We start from the raw sequence: 21,417 nt of genomic DNA, 5'->3' as shown, positions 1-21,417 counted from the left end.
TCTTGGCACAGATCGGCCTCCATCTGGGCGTGGCCATTTTCGAGTGGCCACAACCTGACCCCGAGCTTCTGTCCCGCCAGGCCAACAAACTGCTTGAACGGATCGAGGAACTCGAATTGTCGGTCCGATCGGCGAATTGCCTAAAAAACGACGGGATCAATTACGTGGGCGAACTGGTGCAGAAGTCCGAGGCAGAAATGCTGAGGACGCCCAACTTCGGACGGAAGTCGCTGAACGAGATCAAGGAACTCCTTGCCCAGTCCGGCCTGCATCTCGGCATGGACCTTTCCCGGTGGCCTGGCGTAGCGTGATCCGCGTCAATTCGGAGGGGCGACCGAGCCGCAGCGCGAAGCCGGGCCACAGCGCGGTGCCATTGTTCACGTAAAGCGTCATCCCGTCGACGTCGTAACGACCCGACACGTAGCCGGCGTTGGCGCGCGCGGCCAGCCGGTCGATGCCCAGGATAAGTCCGCCATGCGTGTGCCCGGACAGCTGCAGGGCCACGCCGAGCCCTGCTGCGTGCCGCGCGTCGCTCGGCTGGTGATCGAGCAGGATGACCGCGACGCCGTCGGGGGCGCCTGCGAGGACGGCGGCAAGGTCTCTGACATGCCCGGTGCGGCGCGACGCCCGGTCGGTGATCCCGGCGAGAACCAGCTGGCTTCCGTCGCGATCGAGAACGATGTGCCTGTTCTCCAGGGAGCGCAGACCCAGCGCGGCGAAGTGCGCCATCCACGTGCCGTAGCCGAAGATGTATTCGTGATTGCCTGAGATCACGTGGACGCCGTCGGTGGCTGTCAGGTCCCGCAGCGGCGCGATGTCGGCGCGCCGCGCATCGAGCGTGCCGTCGATCAGGTCACCCGTGATCGCGATCAGGTCGACGCCGAGCTTGTTCGATCGCGCGACGACGGCGCGCGCCCATGACGCGGGAAACAGACGGCTGATGTGGAGATCGGTCAGTTGCAGAATGGTGTAGCCGTCGAACTGGCGCGGCAGTCCGCGGATGGCGACTTCGATATCCCTCAACGGCGGAATCCGCATCGCCTGCTGGACGCCGATCGCGGCCGCGACGGCAGCCAGCGCGGCCAGGCCGTAGCGGACGCCGTCGGGTGCGCTCACGAGGCCGCCGTGGATCGGTATTGCGACCAGCAGTCCGACATCGAGCGCCAGTTGCAGCAGCGCCAGCAGGACGATCGCGCCGAACGCCCAGTTGAAGAGGGCGACCACCGGGCGTGGAAACTCCGGCGAGAATATGGAGCCCGACGAGAGCTCGCTCCAGCGGTGAAACTGCAATGCGACCAGCGCGAGCGCCGCCACCACGATCTTGATCGGGAGCAGCAGCTGCAGCGGCCAGAGGAAGCGGGTCAGGAACAAGAGATAGATCAGGCCGAATATGAGCTGGGGGATCTGTTCGCTCCGGACTTGACACGGTGCGCGTTTCGTACACGAACTCCAGCACCATCTCCAAAGGAATTAGCTTCGGCCAAGACGCCGGTCAGGCCGCTTTCTCGGCGCGATCGGGCGCGCAACCTTCCCGCTTGAGGTTCATGAGGTTCAGCAGGTGGCCTGTCGCCCTCGCATCGCACAGTGCACGGTGGTGCGTCTCGAGTTCGATCCCGTAAAGGTCGCACAGCTTCCCGAGACCGTACGATTTGTGTCCGGGGTAGCGCCGACGCATTCCGGCGACGGTGCATAGCTTCGGAAACCGGAAGCGACGATCAAGCCGTTCGAATTCATGGCTGATGAAGCCATAATCGAAGTTGACGTTGTGAGCGACAAATATCCCGTCGTCCATGAAACGCATGAAGCTGTCCGCGACCTCGGCGAATATCGGCGCGCCGCGGACCATCTCGTTCGTGATGCCCGTGATCTGGGTTATCTTGGTCGGGATGGCTCGCTGCGGATTCACCAGGGAATGCCACTCGTCGACGACCTGATGGTTGCGGATCTTCACCGCGCCGATTTCGGTTATCCGATCGCCGGACGCCCAACTGCCCGTCGTCTCGACGTCGACCACGACGTAGTCCTGCTCAGGATCGAACCTATAATCGACCCGGCCGATCTCCGCGCGGATGCCGGCGCTCCCGAGCTGCCGCAACCGAGTGAGCTGGTTGCGGCGGATCACGTCGCCCTCGGCCTTTATCTCCATGAAGGAGACGGCGCCGTCTTTCTCCAGCATGAGATCCGGGAACCCGTCGCGCGTGTCGCGGAAGTTCTGGCACAACAAGCCCATGATGGTTGCGATCCCTTGACCGCTGGTTCCCGACAGCAGCAGCCGCAACGCGTCGACATCGACATGGTCCCAGGCGAAGATGCCGTTCGGACGGCCCCAGTTCGCGGCGATCGGGCGCAGCAGCAGATTGAACGCGCTTCCTGATCGAACGGCCTCCAGCTTGGAGTCGATCTGGGCAGCAAACCGATGCGCGAAGCTGCGGTCATTGAGGCAGTGCGGCACCCAATCGAAACTGCTGTGAAGAAGATCGGACTCGAATAGTTCGTCCCAGAACAGCAACCCAAACAACGAATGCCAGAGCGTGTTCTCCGCGAAGAAGACGCGATATCCCCTTCGACGCATCACGCCGGCGACGCCCGCCTCCGGATTGCCGCGATAGGTGTCGTCGACAGTCAGCGTGACGCCGGCGCGCAGAAGTTCGGTGCATGATCCGGTCCGTCGACCGCCGAATTTCCGCGCGTAGAAATCCGTTGCGAAAACCAACTCGCCGTCGCTGCCCGGATCGTCGATCATCCGCCGCAGCAGATCCTCGGCATCGGTCTTGTCCCCTGCCCCGTAGAGCAGACGGACCAATCGCTCATTGCATTCCGGCGACGAACCGGCGCGATAGAGTTGCCTGGCGAGATCCTTCTCTCCGAGCTTCTCGAAGAACTGACCGACGTGACAGGCGGCGCGGCTCCGCAGATCGGCGGCGTAGTCGCTCGGGCAACTCGGACCTCCGAAGATGTCGCCGACTGCGCCTTGGTAGATGCCGATCGACTTGACCTCGATCCGATCAAGCAGCCGGCTGTAGTGGAAGCATGCCCTCGCCTCTTCCCCGTCCGTGAAGCGGGCCCTGAACGAAGTTGCCTTGTTGGTCCGCATGATGCCCAGATCTCGCAGGGCGAAGTTCTTCAGATCCTCCTCCGTCTTGCCGAAGTACAGGTAGAGCAGGAATTCGAGCGGACGGACGTCATCCAGCGCGATGAACTTCGCCGCCCCACAATGCTCGGCGGCGACCTCGAACGGAACGTGGGTCAGGAAGTAGTCGGCCAGCTTCGCTTTCGGCCAGGAGACGCGGATGTCCGTCTGCCCCGCCGCCTTGGCGCCCGCGACCAGGATGTTCTTGGGCAGGCATGCGACGAAGGCGGCGTAGTCCTCCGCCTTGAGGGTTCTGGCTTGGCCGCATGCCAAGAGGTCGTCGGCCGCGCGCTCCACGTCGGAAATCTCGGCATACCGGAAGAACGTCCTGTTGAAGATCGCGCCACGCCGATTGACCATCCGAATCAGCAGGCATTGCGCGTCCTTGGAAAGGGTTTGAAACCGCAAGACGAAGGCGTCGTGCTCGTCCGTCAGGATCGGGCCGTAGGTGGTCCTGACGAACGACAGCATTTCGAGGAAATGATCGTGGTAGTAATAGACAGGTAGATCCGGCCGTTTCATTCGCAGCGCCCTTCGGGCCTTTCTGGATCGCACAAGGACATGAGGGAATGCCCCGCTTGGTGGCTTGCCGCCGCGCGGAAAACGTTCTATCTTTGTTCTAGGACGGTCCGATTTGTCAAGGCGCCGGGCCGGCCGCAAAAATCACCAGAGCGCGATGGACGAAGACCGCCAGCGGAAGATCATCCACGTCGACATGGACGCCTTCTACGCGTCCGTCGAGCAGCGGGATAATCCGGAGCTCCGCGGCAGGCCGGTCGCCGTCGGCAGTTCCCGCGAGCGTGGTGTCGTCGCGGCCGCCAGCTATGAAGCCAGGAAGTTCGGTGTCCGATCGGCGATGCCGTCAGTGACGGCCAAGCGGCAATGCCCGGACCTGATCTTCGTGAAGCCGCGCTTCGAGGTCTACAAGGCGGTCTCCCAGCAGATCCGCGAGATCTTCGCGGAGCACACGGCGATCATCGAGCCGCTGTCGCTCGACGAAGCCTATCTCGACGTGACCGAAAACCTGCAGGGGATTTCGCTGGCACGGGACGTCGCGTTGGCGATCCGTTCGAAGATCAAGGAAGTGACCGGTCTCAACGCATCGGCCGGCGTCTCCTACAACAAGTTTCTAGCCAAGCTCGCCTCCGATCACCGCAAGCCGAACGGCCAGTACGTCATCACGCCGGAGATGGGGCCGGCTTTTGTCGAGACGCTTCCGGTCGGCAAGTTTTACGGTATCGGGCCGGCAACCAGCGCCAAGATGAATGCGCTCGGCCTCTACACCGGCCTCGACATGCGCAACCAGTCGCTCGAATTCATGCAGGCAAGCTTCGGGAAGGCCGGAAGCTACTACTACTGGATCTCGCGGGGCGTTGATAACCGCGAGGTCCGCGCCGACCGGACCCGCAAATCCGTCGGCGCCGAAAACACGTTCGCCACCGACCTCACCGACTTCGACGCCATGGTCGTCGAACTCGAGCCGCTCATCGACAAGGTCTGGCGATACTGCGAAGGCGCCGGTAACCGGGGTCGCACGGTGACGCTGAAGGTGAAGTTCAACGACTTCGAGATCATTACGCGGAGCAGATCCGCCCCCGTCGCGGTTTCGAGCCGCTGCGACCTCGAACGCCTATCGGTCGCTCTGCTGCAGAACGAGATGCCGGTCCCCAAGCCGGTCCGGCTCCTCGGCGTCTCGCTGTCGGCGCTGCAGCATGTCGGCGACGATGAAGCGCAGCTGGCGCTGCCGATGTAATCGCGTCACGTCACTTTCTTTTCAAGTCGATCGATGAGCTCGATCTGTCCTGCTAGGATCTTCGTTCGGGCGGCTTCCAGTTCGAACCACTCAGCGCGATCGACTTCCGGAAGGGGTCGGAGACGGCCACTCTTAGGCGGCCACTCGATCTCGAAGATATTGCTGGACAGCGACGACGTGTCGAAATCAGTTTCTCCGCAGAAGGCGCTCACACGCTTGCCGCCGCGTTGGCGGATCTCTCCCAGGGCTTGCAAGTGACCAATCGATGCTGCCGGTCCGAGCTCTTCGGCAAACTCGCGACGGGCAGTCTGCTCGGGATCCTCCGATATGCCGATCTCGCCTTTCGGAATCGACCACGCGCCGTCGTCCTTGTTGCGCCAATAGGGCCCGCGGGGATGGACGAGCAGCACTTCGAGCCCGTGTCTTACTCGGCGATAGGCCAGTATGCCTGCACTCGACGGTCTTGCGGAAGTTCGCTTGGGGGAACTCACACCAATTCCTTGTCGGGCTGCGATGCATGGAGGATTTATGCCGCCACGTCGAGCAAGTATGTTGATCTCCGATCCGTCCGTTGTCGACCGAATGTCGAGTTGCGGATTGATCGTGCACGAGTGCCGCGAATATTGGTGTTTTCGGGCCGAGCTCGTCTTGCTCCAACGTCTTTGCTCCTCCGCTGCGGAGCCAGCATGCCAATTGTCCGATTTGCTCCAGCAAATTTGCACACTTTTCCAGCCCTTTACTTGACGGCAGTGGCGATCCAGGGTCAGGGCAAGTCGTGCTCCATTTGGTGCAATCGAATAGCGGGTTCGAAGAACGGCGTATTGGGGGCGGAGCTTCGTCGGATACCGAACGGTTCGATTTGAGCCCAGGTTTGGACGTTGCAACGAAGGGAATTCCAGAAAAGGTGGGTCGAACTCTTCGGATTCAGTGACGGAATACGTTCCACTGCAACCGGATGTCATTTTTCGTAGAGCGCGAGAACATTCACATCAGGACCGTCGCGTAAGGACCCTACGACTCGCATGCCGTGGCCGACACCCCTTCTGATAAGTCGGTAAGCGAACGTGCCGGTGTTGTATTTGCCGGCGACATCGATGTGCAGGTGCATCGTCTCGACGACGTCATTTAAGGGGACGCGAAAGTCCACCCATTCGATCCTGCCATTTTCAGTGGCTGCAGCTTCGAGGACGGCCAGAGACCGCTCAGCATTGAAATTCGCTTCAAACCACTTCCAATATTCCGCCTTGGCCTCACGCTTGTACGGCGGAGGCCGTTCGCCGGAATCGGCTTCCAGTCTCTGAAAGAGGGGCACGACTTTCCCATTTATGAATTCCGCGGCCATTGGAATGAATTTGGCGTTCTTGGGAAGATCGATGAATACAAGCGGCCTAGGTACCATGAGGCTCGCTCCTTCTTTTTGCCAGGAGAGAACATCTTTGGATTCGCCGAACAGCAACTGCTCGCGACGTTCAATGAGATAAAAGATCGTCAACTGTTCAAGTTGGCGGTGCGGATTCTGTATTGGCTGAAGGATGATCTCGCTCTCAGAGCCTTTCGTGTCTGATTTTGCGCCTTTCCCCTCTCCTGTGACTTCGGCGGATCCAGACGCGATGGCGGACAGCCAATTTGAAAGCCCAGCACTCAACTTCGCGCCGAATTTGCCTTCGAGATCCTTCTTCGTCGATTCCGTGATCTTCAGCTTTAGCGGTGATGTTTCGTCGAAAGGAGGTCTTAAGGCAGCATCGTAAAATCTGCTTAGATTGATTTCATCGATGAATAGCGGAGCATCCTTTACCCAAAGCAATTGCGAGGGAATACCGGGGGCTTCACTGCTCTTCATTGTTCTTGTCCCGTCGAAATTCTTACTCCCTTCGATACTAGAGGAGTTGCGGATTCGAGCAACGAAGGTTCGTACCATTCTTGATCAATGCGGACGGGAAATGCCTGCCCAGGCCTTGGTCCTTGCCCGGCGCGTCCGGAGGATCTGACCCCGACCTAGTTCGGTGCATGCAACGCTAGTCCCCGGCAGTCCTCAGTTAGGCTGCCACCAATTTTGCAATTCTGCGAATAACTGTGTCCTGGGAGGACGCCAATATGTCTGCTGTGATCTTTCAACATCCCGTTTGCATTATTTTCGTCTTTCCAGTAGCTAAGGCAGTGACAAGCATGTTAATGCGATTCTACAGGGGATTTTAGAACAAATGCGGTCGTGGAATGCGTTTTTTGAGCGCCTTCACACGACCGAGGGGTGGGTTCAGGGGCGCAGTTATCGATGTCAAAAGGCTCGGAAATCGCAACAAAATCAAAGGGTAATATAGCACCTATTGGCTTGGTAGTGACGACATGCTCTCACCGAAAAACGACGCGACCGACTTCCGATGCGACTCCAGCCACACTGCCTACCGGCCAGCAGAAACACGTCGAAACCGCTTGGCTGCGCAAGGTCCGCGGACTCCCGGCTGACGTGCCGGCCAAGGAATTCTACGCAGGACGCGGCTTCGGTCTAGCGGCCGAAGCCGCGAGATTGGCAGACGCCAAATTCTATGTACTCTCGGCAGGCCTCGGCCTAGTTCCCGCTCGCCGGCACATACCCGTATACGGCTTGACGATTGCCGAAGGGCACGAGGATTCTGTCTCTGAAAGAGTGTCTGGCGAGTTTGATGCGGCCGGTTGGTTCTCGCGCATGCTGTCAAGCCCGCATTCGGATCAATGGGCGAATGCAGCCAAGAAGGGCTCTGGGCGCATCTTGATTGCGCTTTCTCGGCCATACGCGGCAATGGTCGGAGATAGCTTGAGCGTGTTGCCCGCGAGGACGCTCGCGAGGCTGAGGATTTTCGGAGCCTCACTCGATTCCGTTCTACCGGCGTCGTTGCATCCGGCCCTTGCTCCATACGACGAGCGGCTTAACTCAATATTTCCGGGCACGCGATCAGACTTTTCCCAGCGGGCCATGTTTCATTTCGTCCGTTCAATTGCGGTCAAGTCCGCCCCCGATCGTGACGCGGACTTTGCCGCTGTTACCGCCGCGCTTGGGGAACTACGCTTTCCGCATCGTCCGCGCCGCCCTCGTCGGACGGATGACGAGATCCTCAAGCTGATCTCAAGACGCCTGCGATCGGAGTCAGGGGCGGCAAAAATGCTGGCCGCACTGCGAAACGATGAAGGCATCGCTTGCGAGCAATCGCGCTTCGGACGCCTCTATCGGATCGCCGTCGCGAAGAGGGCTACGCGATGACCCGTCCGAAGAAGACGGGTGTCGCAACGCTCGCAGTTCGTGCCGTTCGAACTCAACAGGCGGACAAGCCCGTCTACGCCTTCTTCGTCGCCGGCGCAGACCTCCTCAAGATTGCCGAGATCAGCCGCGTCCATCGCGACAGCGACGGTTCCCTCCACGGCTTCCAACGCAAGGGAATCAAGAGCCACGTCCAGGCGATCACGGACTTCCTCGATCAGGGACCGGTCCTCTTCCCTAACGCGATCATTCTTGCGATCGCACCCTCCGCGCGGTTCACGCAGTCCCGGGGCGAAAAGCCGGAAGGCGACGCCAGGGTCTGCGAAGCTGGCACGCTGCGGATTCCCCTGCCCAGAGATGGATCGAAGTGCGCATGGATTGTCGATGGCCAGCAGCGCTCAATCGCGCTGTCGCAGGCGCGAAACAAGAGCTTCCCGGTTCCCGTCGTAGCCTTCGTTTCGGAAGAGCTTTCCGTGCATAGGGAGCAATTCATTTTAGTCAACAAAGCCAGGCCGTTAGATCCGAGATTGATCAACGAACTGCTGCCCGAACTGGACACGGTTTTTCCCCGAGAGCTTTCGTCCCGAAAGATCCCGAGCGAACTGGTGAATCTTCTGCATACTTCGCGGGATTCGCCATTCTACGGGCTGATCAAAAGGATATCGGAAGATTCCTCCTCGGCCGTCGTTATTGACTCCGCGCTGATCAAGTCCATTCGCAGCAGCATAAACGGCGCCTTGGGATGTCTCGCGCCGCATAAGGCAACGGCCGGATCGCCGGCCGACGTCGATACGATGTATCGCATTCTGAAGGCCTATTGGAGTGCCGTACGCACAGTCTTTCCGGAAGCTTGGGGGCGGCCGGCCACCGAAAGCCGGCTCATGCATTCGGCAGGCATCGAAGCTATGAGCATACTAATGGACCGGGTGATGTCCCGCGCCTCTCTCGAAGCTGACCTCTTTGGCCACGCTACCGAAGCACTTTCACGTCTTGCGCCACATTGCCGTTGGACCAGCGGACGGTGGCAGGAATTGCAGCGCGACTGGAACGAAATCCAGAACGTCGGCAAGGATATAAAACTGCTGTCTGGCCACCTGGTCCGACTCGATCATATGCATGCTTTCGCGAAGGTGGCGTGATGCGCTTTGTCTTCGCCGACAGCATCGACACGATCGATCCGGCATACGACTTTCTTGCCGACCGCAACGGGATCGGACGATCCATCCATCGGGACGACGAGTATCCCCATGAATTCCTGGAGAAGGCTCCTTACGATGGCATCCTGGTCTCGCGGGCGATCGTGGGCGATGCGTTGTACCCCGGAAAATATTCGGAAGCGCAGATGATGCGCTTCCGCAGGGAAGGCGCACGAACATTCTTGCGCTATCCGCTCAAGAAATTCCCTAACAGCATCCTGATCGGCGACTGTGGCGCGTTCAACTACAAGAATTTGCCTGAGCCACCATATCACGCCGACGATACGGCCGAATTCTACGCAGACGGCAGCTTCACACACGGCTGCTCTCCTGATCACCTCATCTTCGATTTCGATGACGCCGACCAGAGACGATCTTTCAAAGACGTGTCCGAGGATGTGCGCAGGCGCTATGAGATCACGCTGCAGAACGCCAGCGAGTTTCTTAAGGCCTCTCGAGCGATCGGCAAGGACTTCACTCCGTTGGGCGTTGTCCAGGGATGGTCCACGGAAAGCATGGCACAAGCCGCTCTCAAGCTCGTCGCGATGGGATACGACTACTTGGCCATCGGCGGTACCGTGCCCCTCAAGATCGAACAGATACGTCGCATTTTGTCGGCGTTGCGGACCGCGCTGCCGGATCGGATCAGGCTGCATCTTCTTGGCTTCGGCAAGATCGAGGAACTGTCCGCGCTCGAAGAACACCATGTGACAAGCTTCGACACGACGTCGCCGCTTCTGCGCGCTTTCAAGGACGCACGGAAGAATTATTGGGTCCGTACGGCGGCGGGCGAACTGTCCTATTACACGGCGATCCGCATTCCTCAGGCGACAGAGAACAACAAGCTGAAGCACAAGGCGCGCGAGGGCAGCCTCAATCAGGAGCTGGCGCGCCGTCTTGAAGATGCCGCCCTCAGCGGTGTGCGGCAATATGCGACCAGGAAGGCAAAGCTGGAAGAATGCTTGGACGCCGTAATGGACTACTGGGCGGCTTTGAATTGGGATGCTGATCCGTCGCTCACAAGCCGCTCGGAGGCAGCTTTGCGTCAGCGCGCAATCTACGCGCGCACACTTGCCGACCGTCCGTGGGAGCAATGTAGCTGCCGGGTATGTCGCGAAGCCGGCGTCGAGGCGGTGATCTTCCGGACTTCGAACCGCAACAAGCGGCGCGGAATCCATAACCTTTACGTCTTCCACACCCATCTGAACCAATTCCGCGAGGAGCTCGCATGAGCAAGAAGACCGTCCTTCATTTTGACGCACTTGCGCCGGTCCAGAGTCCGAAGCTCACGGTCTTCACTTTTGTCGCCAAGGCCGCTGACGTCGCGCGGATAGCGAGGATCGAACGCGCAGGCCGCGATGATGGAGGCATCCTTCAAGGCTTTCAGCGCCCCCAGATTGCGGGCCACATTCGCGAGATACGGGACTACCTGGAAAAACCGAATTCCATACTGCCCAATGCCATCGTCATCGCCTTCATGGGCGGAGCCCGACTCAAGCGCGCTACAAGTGCCGGCGACCGGCGCCGCGAACTTATCGTAGACATCTCCGACGGCCCGCCCGGATGGATCGTGGATGGTCAGCAGCGCTTTACCGCTCTTTCCGAACTCCGAGGCCGGAATTTCGAGGTGCTCGTCTCGGGCTTCTTGTGCGAGACGGAGGAAGAACTTCAAAAGCAATTCATTCTCGTGAACAACACTCGACCGCTCCCAAAGGCGCTCGTTTACGAACTGCTTCCTAAAGTGGGCGACCTTCCTCCTCGAATGTCGAATCGCTCCCAGGCCGCGCTTGTGACGGAGGCCCTTAACTACCGGAAGGGGTCTTCGCTGAAGGGGCTGATCAAACAGCAGACCAATCCAAAGGGATCAATACGGGATACTGTCCTTCAACGTGTCATCATGAACTCCCTGAGTGACGGCGCACTGCGACTCTACGCCGGCGAAGATCAAATGCTCTTGCAGCACGGCGTTACAATGATGAGCGAATTCTATCACGCGGTCCAGCATGTCTTTGCTGACGACTGGACCGGAAAGACGCCGAAGACATCGCGACTGGTGCATGGCACCGGCATCATCGCGCTTGGCTACGTCATGGACTTTCTCAACGGCACGACCGGAGCAGTGTCGCGCGACGAGTTTGCGCGCGGCCTGCAACTTCTTAAGGGTAAGACAGCCTGGAGCGACGGAGAATGGCAGTTCGGCAGTGAGCGCCGCAGGTGGAACGGACTTCAGAACGTTCCCGCTGATGTGCGGCAACTGACTCTCTATCTCGTGCAGGTCCTGAAGCGCGGTTTGGCGAAAACCTCCAAGGCAGCCTGAGCCATGAACTTCGCGGTCAAGGAGATATTCTACTCACTGCAGGGCGAAGGCCGCCATGCCGGCCGCCCTGCCGTCTTCTGTCGGTTCGCGGGTTGCAACCTATGGAGTGGAAGAGAAAGCGACCGCGCGACCGCGGCATGCAATTTTTGCGATACCGACTTCGTCGGGGTGGACGGCGAAGGCGGTGGTCGTTTTGACGGACCACAGGCTCTGGCAGATGCCGTAGAACGCATGTGGAGCGGCGTAGGCGGCCGGCGTTTCGTTGTCCTGACAGGGGGAGAGCCTCTCCTGCAAGTCGATGATGGATTAATCGCGGCACTGCATGAGCGAGGATTCGAGGTCGCAATTGAAACGAATGGAACTCTTCCGGTGTCTTCGCCGATCGATTGGATCACGGTCAGCCCGAAGGGAGCGACCAAGCTGGTCCAAACGTCCGGAGACGAACTGAAATTCGTCTTCCCCCAGGCGAACGTAGATCCAGCCTCCTTCGAAGGCCTCGCGTTTAGCCATTTTCTCCTCCAGCCGAAAGACGGTCCCGACCGCGACGTCAATATGGCGGATGCGATCGCCTACTGCCTGCAGCATCCGCAATGGAAGCTCTCTCTGCAGACCCACAAATATATGAGCATCCGATGATCTACGAACTCAGCAAGGAATTTCACTTCGACGCGGCGCACACACTCAACCGTTCGGTGGAGGTCGAATCCAGCCGCCGGATCCATGGGCATTCCTACCGCGCCGAGGTCGTCGTGCGCGGCCTCCCCGATCCGACGACTGGCATGCTGATTGATCTTTCGCTGTTAGACCAAAGTCTAGAAGAGGCAAGAGAAGGCCTCGATCATCGCTATCTGGATGCGATCAACGATCTGGGGCCTGCGACAATGGAAAACCTGGCAGCCTGGATCTGGCGAAAGGTCGAAACCGTCTGCCCAAGCCTGTGGCGGGTGACTGTAAGACGCGACAGCGATGCTGGCGCCTGTAGCTTTTTCGGTAAGGAGAACGCGTGATGCCGGACAATTCCGCGCTTGTCTTGTTTTCGGGTGGTCAGGATTCTGCGACCTGTCTCGCATGGGCGCTAGATCGGTTCGACCACGTGGAGACCATCGGCTTCGATTATCGGCAGAGGCATCGCGCAGAACTCGACGCGCGTGGCCAATTCTGCGCCGGACTAACAACACGCTTCCCTGATTGGGCAGCCAAGCTCGGAGAGGACCGCGTGCTTGATCTGTCGGTGCTTGGAGAAATCAGCGAAACGGCGTTGACGCGTGACGTGGAGATCAAGACAGCGCCCTCGGGTCTGCCGAACACCTTCGTACCGGGGCGCAACATCATCTTCCTCACGTTCGCCGCGGCAGTAGCCTATCGACGCGGCCTGAAGCATGTCGTGACCGGCGTGTGCGAAACCGATTTCTCCGGTTATCCCGATTGTCGCGACGATACGATCAAGGCTCTCCAAGTCGCCCTCAACCTAGGCATGGAAAGCCGTTTCGTCCTTGAGACTCCGTTAATGTGGATAACCAAGGCGCAGACTTGGATGCTTGCGCAGCGGCTAGGCGGAACGCCGCTTGTTGATCTCATCCGCGACCGCACGGTGACCTGCTATCAGGGAGACATCGAAACGACGCATGAGTGGGGGCGCGGTTGCGGCGAATGCCCAGCGTGCAAACTACGTGAACATGGATTTAACGAGTTTTCGGAAGCGCCGGCTTGATCTGCCGTCTTCGCAATTAATGCCTGTCGTCCTGAAAACCCGCGTTTACGCGTGAGTCTGCAACACACAAACTTATGAGAACGCCATGACAACACATGTCAAACCTCACCACCTTGAAGCAAGCGCACCCGCCGTGGGACCATCAGATCCGGTGTCTTCTAGATTGGTAACTCGGATTGGCCGAACCTATCGCTTCGAGTCTGCTCACCACCTCCCGCTTTTGCCAGATGGCCATAAGTGCAAGAACGTACACGGCCACAACTACCGCATGGAAGTTGTGGTATCCGGAGCGCTGGACACACGCGGGTTCGTGATGGACTTCGCTGAGATCGACACTGAGATCATGCCTCTTATAAAGAAGGTTGATCACCGACTTCTGAACGAAGTGGAAGGGCTTGAGAATCCGACCGCTGAAATTATCGCAGCCTGGTTCTTTCGACGCATCAAAGGCTGCGAGAGTGTGCGAGTTTACGAGAACGACGAATGCTGGGCTGAGGTTAAGGTCTAGCGGTCGGGCCGCAAAGCCTTATGAGCGCTTGAGCGGGAGCACGACCATCCCAACGCTGCGTTGCCAGGTATGCACGCACTTGATTAGCTACGTTTCTATCGTCCTCAGTGTGCTCGCAAAGAAACTCGCGAGACAGCCCGCGACCCTTTCGCTCGCACGTGATCCACCAGCCGGCGGTCAATTGCCGATCAGAGCACGAACAATGTCAGCCCGGAGGGCTCGCAGGGCTTCGAAATATCGGCGGGTCAGGCGATGGACGCGGGCCCCTGCAACCTCAAGCACCGCGATGATGAGTCTCAACTGAGCCGGCGGCGATCGGCTTTCTCGCGCTTTTCACCGTTAGACTTACGTTTTCGATAGGTAGTCGTCGATGCAGCGCAAGATGCTCGTGAAGCCATGCCCCTGGGCGTATAGCAGAGGGCGGTCCCGCCGGTGCTCTCGGATGAAGTTCGTGGCGGCGTGCTTCGCCGAGAGCGCGACGATGACGAAGATGTCGGCGTTTTCCGCGAGCGCCTTCAACTCTCTGCTGCCACCATGCTCGGCCGAGCAGTCGACCACGGCCGATGGCAATGTCTTCTCCAAAACCAGCTTCGCCTGTCTGCTCACGGCTTCGGTCAGCGTATAGATGGCTATCCTCAGACCGGATGGGACGACGCCGCGCGCGTTGTCCGAGGAGGTCGCCGAGACGATTGCGTCGACGGTTTCGGTCGACCAACCGAGGGTGCCGGCCAATTCCGCCAAGGAGGCGCGCTGCAGTGCGTTCAACCTGCTTCGCAGCGGTTCGATCCTCGCGAGCGCTGAATGCCAGAAGGACAGGCGCGCTTCGGCGTCCGGAGTCGGGAAGCGCAGCGTCTCCTCGACGATGTCGAGCAGCCAATAGACCGAGTCGGCACCAAGGCCGGATCCCATGAGTTCGGACACGTCGCCGAGGAGGTCCTTGTAGGCGTCTGTGGCGAGACCGACGGACAGCAGCGCCTTGGCGAGCAGTCCGGTAGACTCGTAGATGGGCCTGCCGCGGCGGCTGCCGATCGCGAACATCGTCAAAAGCATCGAGTAGATCGGTAAGAAGGACGCGCGGGGGAAGTCCGCGTCGCCTTGGAGCCATGCCACCATCAGCGGCAGCGCGTCCATTGCGCGGTCACCCGCGATCGTGCCTTCGTCCACTTTGGCGAGGGCTGTTCGCAATCTGGCGACGTTCGCCGGATCGGCTTCGACGTCGCCGATGCTCCATTCGTCCTTTCCGCGGCGCGCGATCGACAGAGATTCTCCGAAGCCGGGTTCGTGCACGCGCTCGAGCCATTCGATCCAGTTGACCGGCAGCGCGGACGGCACGCCTTCGGGTGCCAATTCCCGGAGGACCGACTTGAACGGCTCCGCGCTCCGGAGCGCGTCCAACTGGTCCTGTGGAAGATCTCTCAGCGTTGTCCACAGCGCATTGATCTGCTCCAGTGGAGAAAGACCGTCGGTCTTTGCCAGCGCCATCCGAGCATCGTCCAGCGCGTTCGGCGGCCGGACCGACGAGGGGACTTCGGCTTCCGCGGCTCCCAGATGGGCCGCGAGCCAACCGATCGCGTCGGAGCGCGATCGCAGATGGTTCGCGATGTCGTCGCGGTCGCCATCTACGATCGCTTCGATCGCGTAGATGCGCAGAGCCGATTCGCCGATCGCTGCCCGCGGCGGCAACACAATCAGGGATTGAGCCAAAGGTCGGCATTCCCGTTCGTAGGCGCTCAGGAGCGTGCCGAGATCCTCCGCATCGAACGCGGGCACGAGCCTCACCCGGTAAAGCGCCTCAAGGATGGCGTTCGTGACGGACGCAGGCCGGCGCGCGTTACAGAGGTCCTTCAAGCCACGCATGGTGACGATCGCCTGCCAATCCTCGAAGGCGGCGAACAGTTGGACTTCGAGGAAGCGAATGTTGAGCGCATCCAGCCGCAACTCGTCTTCGAGCCGCCTGATGACGGACCATGCGGCTTCCCGTCGTCCGACGTTGATCTGGTCCTGAAAATCCGCGAGCAGCCAACTGGTCGGCTCGGAGGGCTTGCCGTCCATCGCGGGTACACGCGACCAGACCGTGACCAGCCGGGCCAGAGCCCTCAAACCTTGAGCGCGGACCGTGTCGTCGGACGGTAGATCCAGGATGCCGACCGTGCTCGGATCGGCTTCCGCGAGGATCCTTTCGATCGCATCGGCTCCGGAAAGCGAGCCGGGCAGACCGTTGAACGACGTGAGCGTGGGACCGGCGAAGGAAAGCAGAAGTGGCCGAAGTTGCCGCCATTGCCGATCGTCGCTCGCCAAAGCATACACGCGGACTCCGCCGGCCGGTGTTGCGATCGGGACCAGACCGCCCGGAAAGCCCGCGTCGGTAGCGGAGGCGGCGAGCCTCTCGAAAAGCTGCCGCCAATCCTCCCGGACCGCGCCGGTGCTGCCGAGGTCCGCGATCTTCGACAATATCGCGGCGGACCGCTGGGTGGTGTCGCAGATCATCGCACCAGACTTTCCCATTGGCTCGCGAGTTGTAGCGATTGCTCGGCCACGGTGGCGGGATCGCACCGGAGCACCAGGTGCTCGCCGTTCACAGTGATGCCGCTCACGGTGAGATTCATCGATCCGCTCAGGAAATAATCGGACCCCAGCAGTCCCTTGGCGTGATAGTCCTTCTGCACGACCCACTTGATCTTGGCGCCGTGCCGGTTCTTCAGATCCTTCAGCTTGGCGATGAAGAAGTTGTTGTGCCCGTGCTCGCGGATGATCAGTCTCAGTTCGACGTTCCTGACGAGTAGCGCTTCGAGCACTTTCGAAAGTCTTATCTGTGCGGCAGGCCAGTCGGGTTCGAGCGCCGAGAATTGTCGCGCCGAATTGTCCAACAGTTCGATATCGGTGATCCAAGCGAAGAACAGCCAGAGCTTAGCGCTGGGGTGGACAAGTTCGGCGGCAAACAAGCCCTGAAGAAGATCGCGTACCGCGCGCGATTGCGCCGGCCCATGCAAGTCGCGCGACGGTGAAGCCATCATACCTGCTCCCGAAGCAGGAGGCTCGCCGATACCTTGCCCTCGAGACGTTCGATGCGTTCCACGGCGGGGAAGAACTGCAGGAAGCCTACGTCCACGGGCGTCGCCAGAAGCACGACCAGCGCCGCCCTGAAGTCCGCACTCCGCGAGCTATCGGCCAAGAGCTTGACCGTGCCAAATCTCTCGAGCGCATCCTCCAGCCTTGCTTTCCAGTCTTCGTCCGCGAGATTGACTTCCGTCACCGCGACCGACATCAGCAGCGACCGCACGAGCGCGGGGTCGGTCGTCTTCGTGACTCTATACGGATTGTACGACCGGAGCGAGCGCAGACGGACCTCTCCGGCTCGGGGCCATAGCAGGTTCGTAACCGCGGCGATGACTGACACGCGCGCGGCTCCTTGACCAGGCAGGCGCCCAAGGAATGCCTTCACTTCAGCGGCGATCGCCGGGTCCTTCGCACAAACATAGCTGAATTCGCGAAGCCCCAGGGCGATGCCCGTTCTAGCCTCTGTCCTGTCCCAGTGCTCGAGCAGCCGCGCCAGGAGTACATCGAGCGCCGGACCTCCGCCCGCCCTCAATAGACGACTCGTCAACGACACAGTCAGCGCATGACCGAGATCGGTCATGCCGCGACGGACCAGGATTCCGGAAAATTCACGCCAACGCCTTTCGAATTCCCGATGCCCCTCGGCTGCGCGCAATTGCGCGAGCCTCTCGATTACCTCCGCATCTCGACCGGCAAGAGTGATCACCCTTCTCAACCCGTCGTCCACGAGTTCGAGATCCGTGGCCGCAAGGGACGCTTCGAGCGCGTCGAAGAATATCCGCGGTTCGGCGGAGAAGCGATCGGCGAAGGCCTGGACGACGCCCGCGCCACCGAGCGTGGACTCGGTAACCCAGATCCTCCAAGCTCCCGTCTCTTCGTCGTGCTGGACGTCGACGAGCAGGTCGTCGACCGCTGCTTGTCGAGGAGCCGAGGCCATGCAGGCCTGCAGCAGCGCCTCCGCGAGCGTGTGCGCGATCGTTTCCCTCAGCCACCTGCCGTAGCCGTCGTCCGACCTATCGTCGAACCGCGCCGCCAACGCGCGCAGACGGTCTCGGACCTCGCGGCGAGCAAGTTGATCCGAAAGGCCGCGTTGCAGCCGGCTGGTTCCGTGTCCCGCAACGTGCCCTAAGCCATCGTTTCCTGCCGCATCGTCGTCGTCGAGGTCCTCTTCGCCGATCGCGTCGTCGGCGCGATCGGGCTGAGGCGGGGCAGCGCCAAACAACTCCGACATCGCGTCGTGCATGACCGCTTGCAGCCGATCCTCGGCCAGAAGGTCGACGGCGGTCTCGGAGAGGCTCCGACCGGTCACCGCGGACTCCGCGCAAAGCGCGGAAAGGAGGACCTGGAAGAGCCAGTCGCGTTGGAACTCGTTGAGATCGTGCGGGAGCAGTCCGTCGGCTCGGAACGAATCCTCGAGAAACGCCAGCCACGTGTTCGCGGCAAGAAGTCCCGGCAACGTCGTCCGCAGAAGTTCGTCGATGCTCGGCAGCGACAACTCCATGAAAAATCCGTCGACTTCGAGTTCGTATCCTAGCGCCGCCGGACCTTGTTCGTCGCGGAAGCGCACGGCGATCTGGAATTCGTCATCGCGGGTGCGGATGTTGGCGTGGGACAGGGACGCGAAGCGACGTACCGTGATGCTCGATCGGAAACGATGGAGGTGGAACGAGACCGTCCTGACGTAGCTCAACCACGCGGATCGCGAGGGAACGGGGACGACGAGCGGATCTCCGTTCGTCGACAGTTCGCTCTGCCAGACGAGTTGAGCGTTGCTCGTCGGCATGATGTTCTTCGGCGTCGCCTGCATCCGCACGGACCATGGCCGGTAGACACGCACTTCCCGTTCTGCCGAAAGGTCGTTGCAGTTGGCTTTGAAGGAGCCGATGTACTCGTGTTCTTCGGCGAAATCCGCAACGAGGATCTCCTGATCCGGGATCGCGGGATCGACCGGTACCCAATGGGACAGGCCGGCCCGTTCGAACGCGAACCTGCGGGTGACCCTGCCGGGCGCGAGCTGCTTCAGAGCCTGCAGGATCGGCATGGTCTCCGTTCTCTCGTCCAATCGTACTGACGCCGCGGGAAGCGAGATGTGGACTTCCGGCAGGCTGAGGTCGCTGAAGAGATTCCGGGGAATGAAGTCCGGCAGCGGGTGGTAGTCGGTCTGGAAGTCGCGCCGCTCGGTGCCTTCGGGAAAAGCGAGCTTCCAATCTCTGAAAAGCCTGCGCACGAGTGTGGGTATCGCTTCGAGAAGCAACGATCGAGGAGCGCGCCAGAGAACGTCGTCCAGCTCCGTTTCGTCGAGCTTCAATGCTCCGCCGATGAAGGATCGTAGATCCGCGACCGTGGCGGGCTTCACCTGGGACAAATCGATCAGAAGATCGCGCACGTCGTTCAGAACCTGCGCGGTCGCTGCATTTGCCGTTTGCAAGGGCCGGCTGAGAAGATCCCAGATCCAGGCCTTTTGCGGTCCGGAGGTCTTGGAAGCCAACCAGTCCATGAGGCAATACACGGCCTGCATCTTGAGGACGTAGTGGTTACCGACCGGAAGATGCTGGACTTCGAGCGAGGGATCGAAGAGATGCTCGTACGCCTGATAAAGTGCTCGGTCGCGACCGTAGTCCGACAGCACCGTTATCGTGATCGGCCGCATCGAGACGCGACGACCCGCGCGACCTTTCCGCTGGAGGAACGAGGCCATCGCCCGCGGCGCCTTGTGCTGGATGACGGCGCCGACGTCGGGATCGTTGTAGCCTACCTCGAGGGTCGACGTCGCGACGATGACGCTGGAGCGGGTGTCCACTCCCGCGTCCTGCGAAGTCGTTCGACCGACGACGAGACGTCGATCCAACTGATGTCCGATTTCTTCGCACATCCGCCAGCGTTGGCCCTCGATGTCGCGCAGCGCCGCGTCGGCGCCGCCGGCGCGCAGGTTGGCCAAAGGCAACCTATTGGGTCTTGGTCGTCCCCAGATGTCGTAAGCTTCCGAATCGCGGATGTCGTCGAACAACCTGTTGGTCACGTCCAGATCGTCCGTGAAGAGGAACGTGCGCGCTCCGAAAAGCCCCTGCGAGACGGGACGCTGGGGCGGATCGAGCGTACGGCCGACCAGCATGGAGGTCTGGATAGTGGTAGACAGAAGCGATGCGCGCGAGGCTGGATCCCCGCGAAGCATCAATTGATATTCCGCTCCCTGCTCCTCCATCTCGTCGGACGACGGCGTTATTTCGACGACATCGTCGGCGTTCGCGCCGGTCAGATCGGCAAAGAAACGCGGCGCTTCCGACAGCGTCGCCGAGAGGCCTGCCCACATGACGGGGGCGCCGAGCAGGTGACGCCATCGACGCAGCGTCAATGCGACCTGTGCTCCACTCGTGCCTTCGTAGGTGTGGACTTCGTCGAGCAAAGCCAGGAAAGGCTTCTTTGCAGGCGGGACGCCGATGCCGAAGACCGACCTGGTCCAATGATCGGACATACGTTGATTCAGGATCTCGGTGGTGGTGAACAATATGTCCGGCGGGCGTCTCTGGATACTCTCGCGTGTCAGGGCGATCCGGGTCGACGGGACTTGACCCGAACATCCGGCGTTCGCGCAATGCAACTCCTCCCGGGATGCTTCGATGTCCCTCGATGTCCAAAGGAGTTCGCCTTCGCATACCGGGCATCGAAGCCAAGGACACACGAAGTCTGAACCTCTGCGCGTCCACTCCCTCTCCTCGACGTTGCGAATGTTCGGGCGCTGCGGCGTCGCCCCGAAGAAGGCGCCCAGTCGGACCGGCCGTACGTTCTTCGCTTCGAGCGGGCCGTCGAGGGCGCGGGCGATCCGGTAGGCCTCCCCGAACTGATCCTTCAGGAGTTCGATGCGGGGATAGACGGCGAGGACTTTGACCCAGAAATCGGATCCCATGGCCTCGCCGACGCGCACGAGCGCGGGAAGATAGAACGCGAGGGTCTTGCCGCTACCGGTGCCGGCCGTGACGATGGTCCCTCCGTCGGAGGGGTCGGAGACCAGTCGTGCTGCCGACCGCTCCTGGAACGGCGCGAGCAAAAGGTCGGGCCTTGCAGAGGTGAGTGCCCGCCAAAGTTCGCGCCTCGACTGCGAGCGCCCGAGGGTCGAAGCATGTTCGGCGAGGATGTCATCGGGATTCCGGTCGCGGATGGGAAAGCGCCTCGGCCGACGGTCGATCCTGAAGTCCGCCACCAGTCTGGGCGCGCTTTGCCACGGTTTCCGATCGAACAGTTGTCTCAAGGAAGCTAACAGTCGCGTCATCTCGGCGAATCTCGAACGATATCGCTCGCTCGCGCCGGCCGGCCTGAACTCGAAGATCAGCTTCGCGTCGAGCAGTTCTTCCAGGACGTCTTCGGCGTCCGAGTCTCCGCGGGATCGCTCGGCGAGGTCGAGGACCTCGTCCTCCGATAGAGATCCGTCCGCAAAACCCCATTCGAGCGACATCATTTCGATCTTTTCGATCTCATCGAGAAGGCGTCGGGCGGCATCGGAAACCGGCATGGAATC

Annotated in this window: 15 protein-coding genes and 1 pseudogene; 9 read left to right on the top strand and 7 right to left on the bottom strand. The window is 60.7% G+C overall.

Going from position 1 to position 21,417, the window contains the following annotated elements; translation table 11 throughout:
* Positions 1 to 89: 89 nt before the first annotated feature.
* Positions 90 to 311: pseudogene (locus ACQR2C_RS14270) on the top strand (DNA-directed RNA polymerase subunit alpha C-terminal domain-containing protein); the annotation flags it as partial.
* Here ACQR2C_RS14270 and ACQR2C_RS14265 read toward each other — a convergent pair.
* Together ACQR2C_RS14265 and ACQR2C_RS14260 are read right to left on the bottom strand one after the other, a co-directional pair.
* Entirely contained in the window at positions 241 to 1,404 is a 1,164-nt protein-coding gene (locus tag ACQR2C_RS14265; RefSeq protein WP_434881497.1) for a metallophosphoesterase, read from the bottom strand. The pseudogene ACQR2C_RS14270 and the gene ACQR2C_RS14265 sit on opposite strands and share 71 nt — an antisense overlap.
* A gap of 88 nt (positions 1,405 to 1,492) precedes the next feature.
* Positions 1,493 to 3,652, bottom strand: coding sequence for an exonuclease domain-containing protein (locus ACQR2C_RS14260; protein WP_434881406.1), 2,160 nt, complete (start codon positions 3,650 to 3,652; stop codon positions 1,493 to 1,495).
* 154 nt (positions 3,653 to 3,806) lie between these two features.
* Between ACQR2C_RS14260 and dinB the strand changes: the two genes are divergently transcribed.
* Positions 3,807 to 4,883: a DNA polymerase IV gene (gene dinB / locus ACQR2C_RS14255; RefSeq protein ID WP_434881405.1), complete on the top strand. Its 1,077-nt coding sequence runs from the start codon at positions 3,807 to 3,809 to the stop codon at positions 4,881 to 4,883.
* 5 nt (positions 4,884 to 4,888) lie between these two features.
* Here dinB and ACQR2C_RS14250 read toward each other — a convergent pair whose 3' ends face one another.
* Together ACQR2C_RS14250 and ACQR2C_RS14245 are read right to left on the bottom strand one after the other, a co-directional pair.
* Positions 4,889 to 5,374 carry an NUDIX domain-containing protein gene (locus ACQR2C_RS14250; protein ID WP_434881404.1) on the bottom strand — a complete coding sequence of 162 codons (486 nt, stop codon included), beginning with the start codon at positions 5,372 to 5,374 and terminating at the stop codon, positions 4,889 to 4,891.
* Positions 5,375 to 5,841: 467 nt separating this feature from the next.
* Positions 5,842 to 6,723: a hypothetical protein gene (locus ACQR2C_RS14245; protein ID WP_434881403.1), complete on the bottom strand. Its 882-nt coding sequence runs from the start codon at positions 6,721 to 6,723 to the stop codon at positions 5,842 to 5,844.
* Between the two features lie 1,391 nt (positions 6,724 to 8,114).
* Here ACQR2C_RS14245 and dbpB (ACQR2C_RS14240) point away from each other — a divergent pair.
* The 7 genes from dbpB (ACQR2C_RS14240) to queD all read left to right on the top strand — a co-directional run bounded on the left by dbpB (ACQR2C_RS14240) (position 8,115) and on the right by queD (position 13,847).
* On the top strand, positions 8,115 to 9,254 hold the full coding sequence (gene dbpB / locus ACQR2C_RS14240; RefSeq protein ID WP_434881402.1) for a DGQHR domain-containing protein DpdB: 1,140 nt from the start codon (positions 8,115 to 8,117) through the stop codon (positions 9,252 to 9,254).
* Entirely contained in the window at positions 9,254 to 10,543 is a 1,290-nt protein-coding gene (gene dpdA, locus ACQR2C_RS14235) for a tRNA-guanine transglycosylase DpdA (protein WP_434881401.1), read from the top strand. The genes dbpB (ACQR2C_RS14240) and dpdA overlap by 1 nt, the downstream gene beginning before the upstream one ends.
* Entirely contained in the window at positions 10,540 to 11,628 is a 1,089-nt protein-coding gene (gene dbpB, locus ACQR2C_RS14230; protein WP_434881400.1) for a DGQHR domain-containing protein DpdB, read from the top strand. The genes dpdA and dbpB (ACQR2C_RS14230) overlap by 4 nt, the downstream gene beginning before the upstream one ends.
* 3 nt (positions 11,629 to 11,631) lie before the next feature.
* Complete coding sequence (gene queE, locus ACQR2C_RS14225; protein ID WP_434881399.1) at positions 11,632 to 12,264, top strand: 7-carboxy-7-deazaguanine synthase; 633 nt, start codon at positions 11,632 to 11,634, stop codon at positions 12,262 to 12,264.
* Positions 12,261 to 12,635, top strand: coding sequence for a 6-carboxytetrahydropterin synthase (locus ACQR2C_RS14220; RefSeq protein WP_434881398.1), 375 nt, complete (start codon positions 12,261 to 12,263; stop codon positions 12,633 to 12,635). The genes queE and ACQR2C_RS14220 overlap by 4 nt, the downstream gene beginning before the upstream one ends.
* The gene (gene queC / locus ACQR2C_RS14215; RefSeq protein ID WP_434881397.1) at positions 12,635 to 13,339 is read left to right on the top strand and encodes a 7-cyano-7-deazaguanine synthase QueC; all 705 of its coding nucleotides are present in this window, start codon (positions 12,635 to 12,637) and stop codon (positions 13,337 to 13,339) included. Before ACQR2C_RS14220 ends, queC begins: the two co-directional genes overlap by 1 nt.
* A gap of 85 nt (positions 13,340 to 13,424) precedes the next feature.
* On the top strand, positions 13,425 to 13,847 hold the full coding sequence (gene queD, locus ACQR2C_RS14210; protein WP_434881396.1) for a 6-carboxytetrahydropterin synthase QueD: 423 nt from the start codon (positions 13,425 to 13,427) through the stop codon (positions 13,845 to 13,847).
* Positions 13,848 to 14,192: 345 nt separating this feature from the next.
* Here queD and dpdD read toward each other — a convergent pair whose 3' ends face one another.
* The 3 genes from dpdD to dpdJ are packed head-to-tail and all read right to left on the bottom strand — an operon-like array spanning position 14,193 to position 21,411.
* Positions 14,193 to 16,334, bottom strand: a complete 2,142-nt coding sequence (gene dpdD / locus ACQR2C_RS14205) for a protein DpdD (RefSeq protein WP_434881395.1) — start codon at positions 16,332 to 16,334, stop codon at positions 14,193 to 14,195.
* On the bottom strand, positions 16,331 to 16,858 hold the full coding sequence (dpdK, locus tag ACQR2C_RS14200; protein WP_434881394.1) for a phospholipase D-like domain-containing protein DpdK: 528 nt from the start codon (positions 16,856 to 16,858) through the stop codon (positions 16,331 to 16,333). Before dpdK ends, dpdD begins: the two co-directional genes overlap by 4 nt.
* Positions 16,858 to 21,411 (bottom strand): protein DpdJ, encoded by a 4,554-nt coding sequence (gene dpdJ / locus ACQR2C_RS14195; RefSeq protein WP_434881393.1) that lies wholly within the window; start codon positions 21,409 to 21,411, stop codon positions 16,858 to 16,860. The genes dpdK and dpdJ overlap by 1 nt, the downstream gene beginning before the upstream one ends.
* Positions 21,412 to 21,417 lie beyond the last annotated feature (6 nt).

This window comes from Bradyrhizobium sp. HKCCYLRH3061 (assembly GCF_051168015.1).
Classification (GTDB): domain Bacteria; phylum Pseudomonadota; class Alphaproteobacteria; order Rhizobiales; family Xanthobacteraceae; genus Bradyrhizobium.
This window is presented reverse-complemented; position numbering and strand designations above follow the sequence as displayed.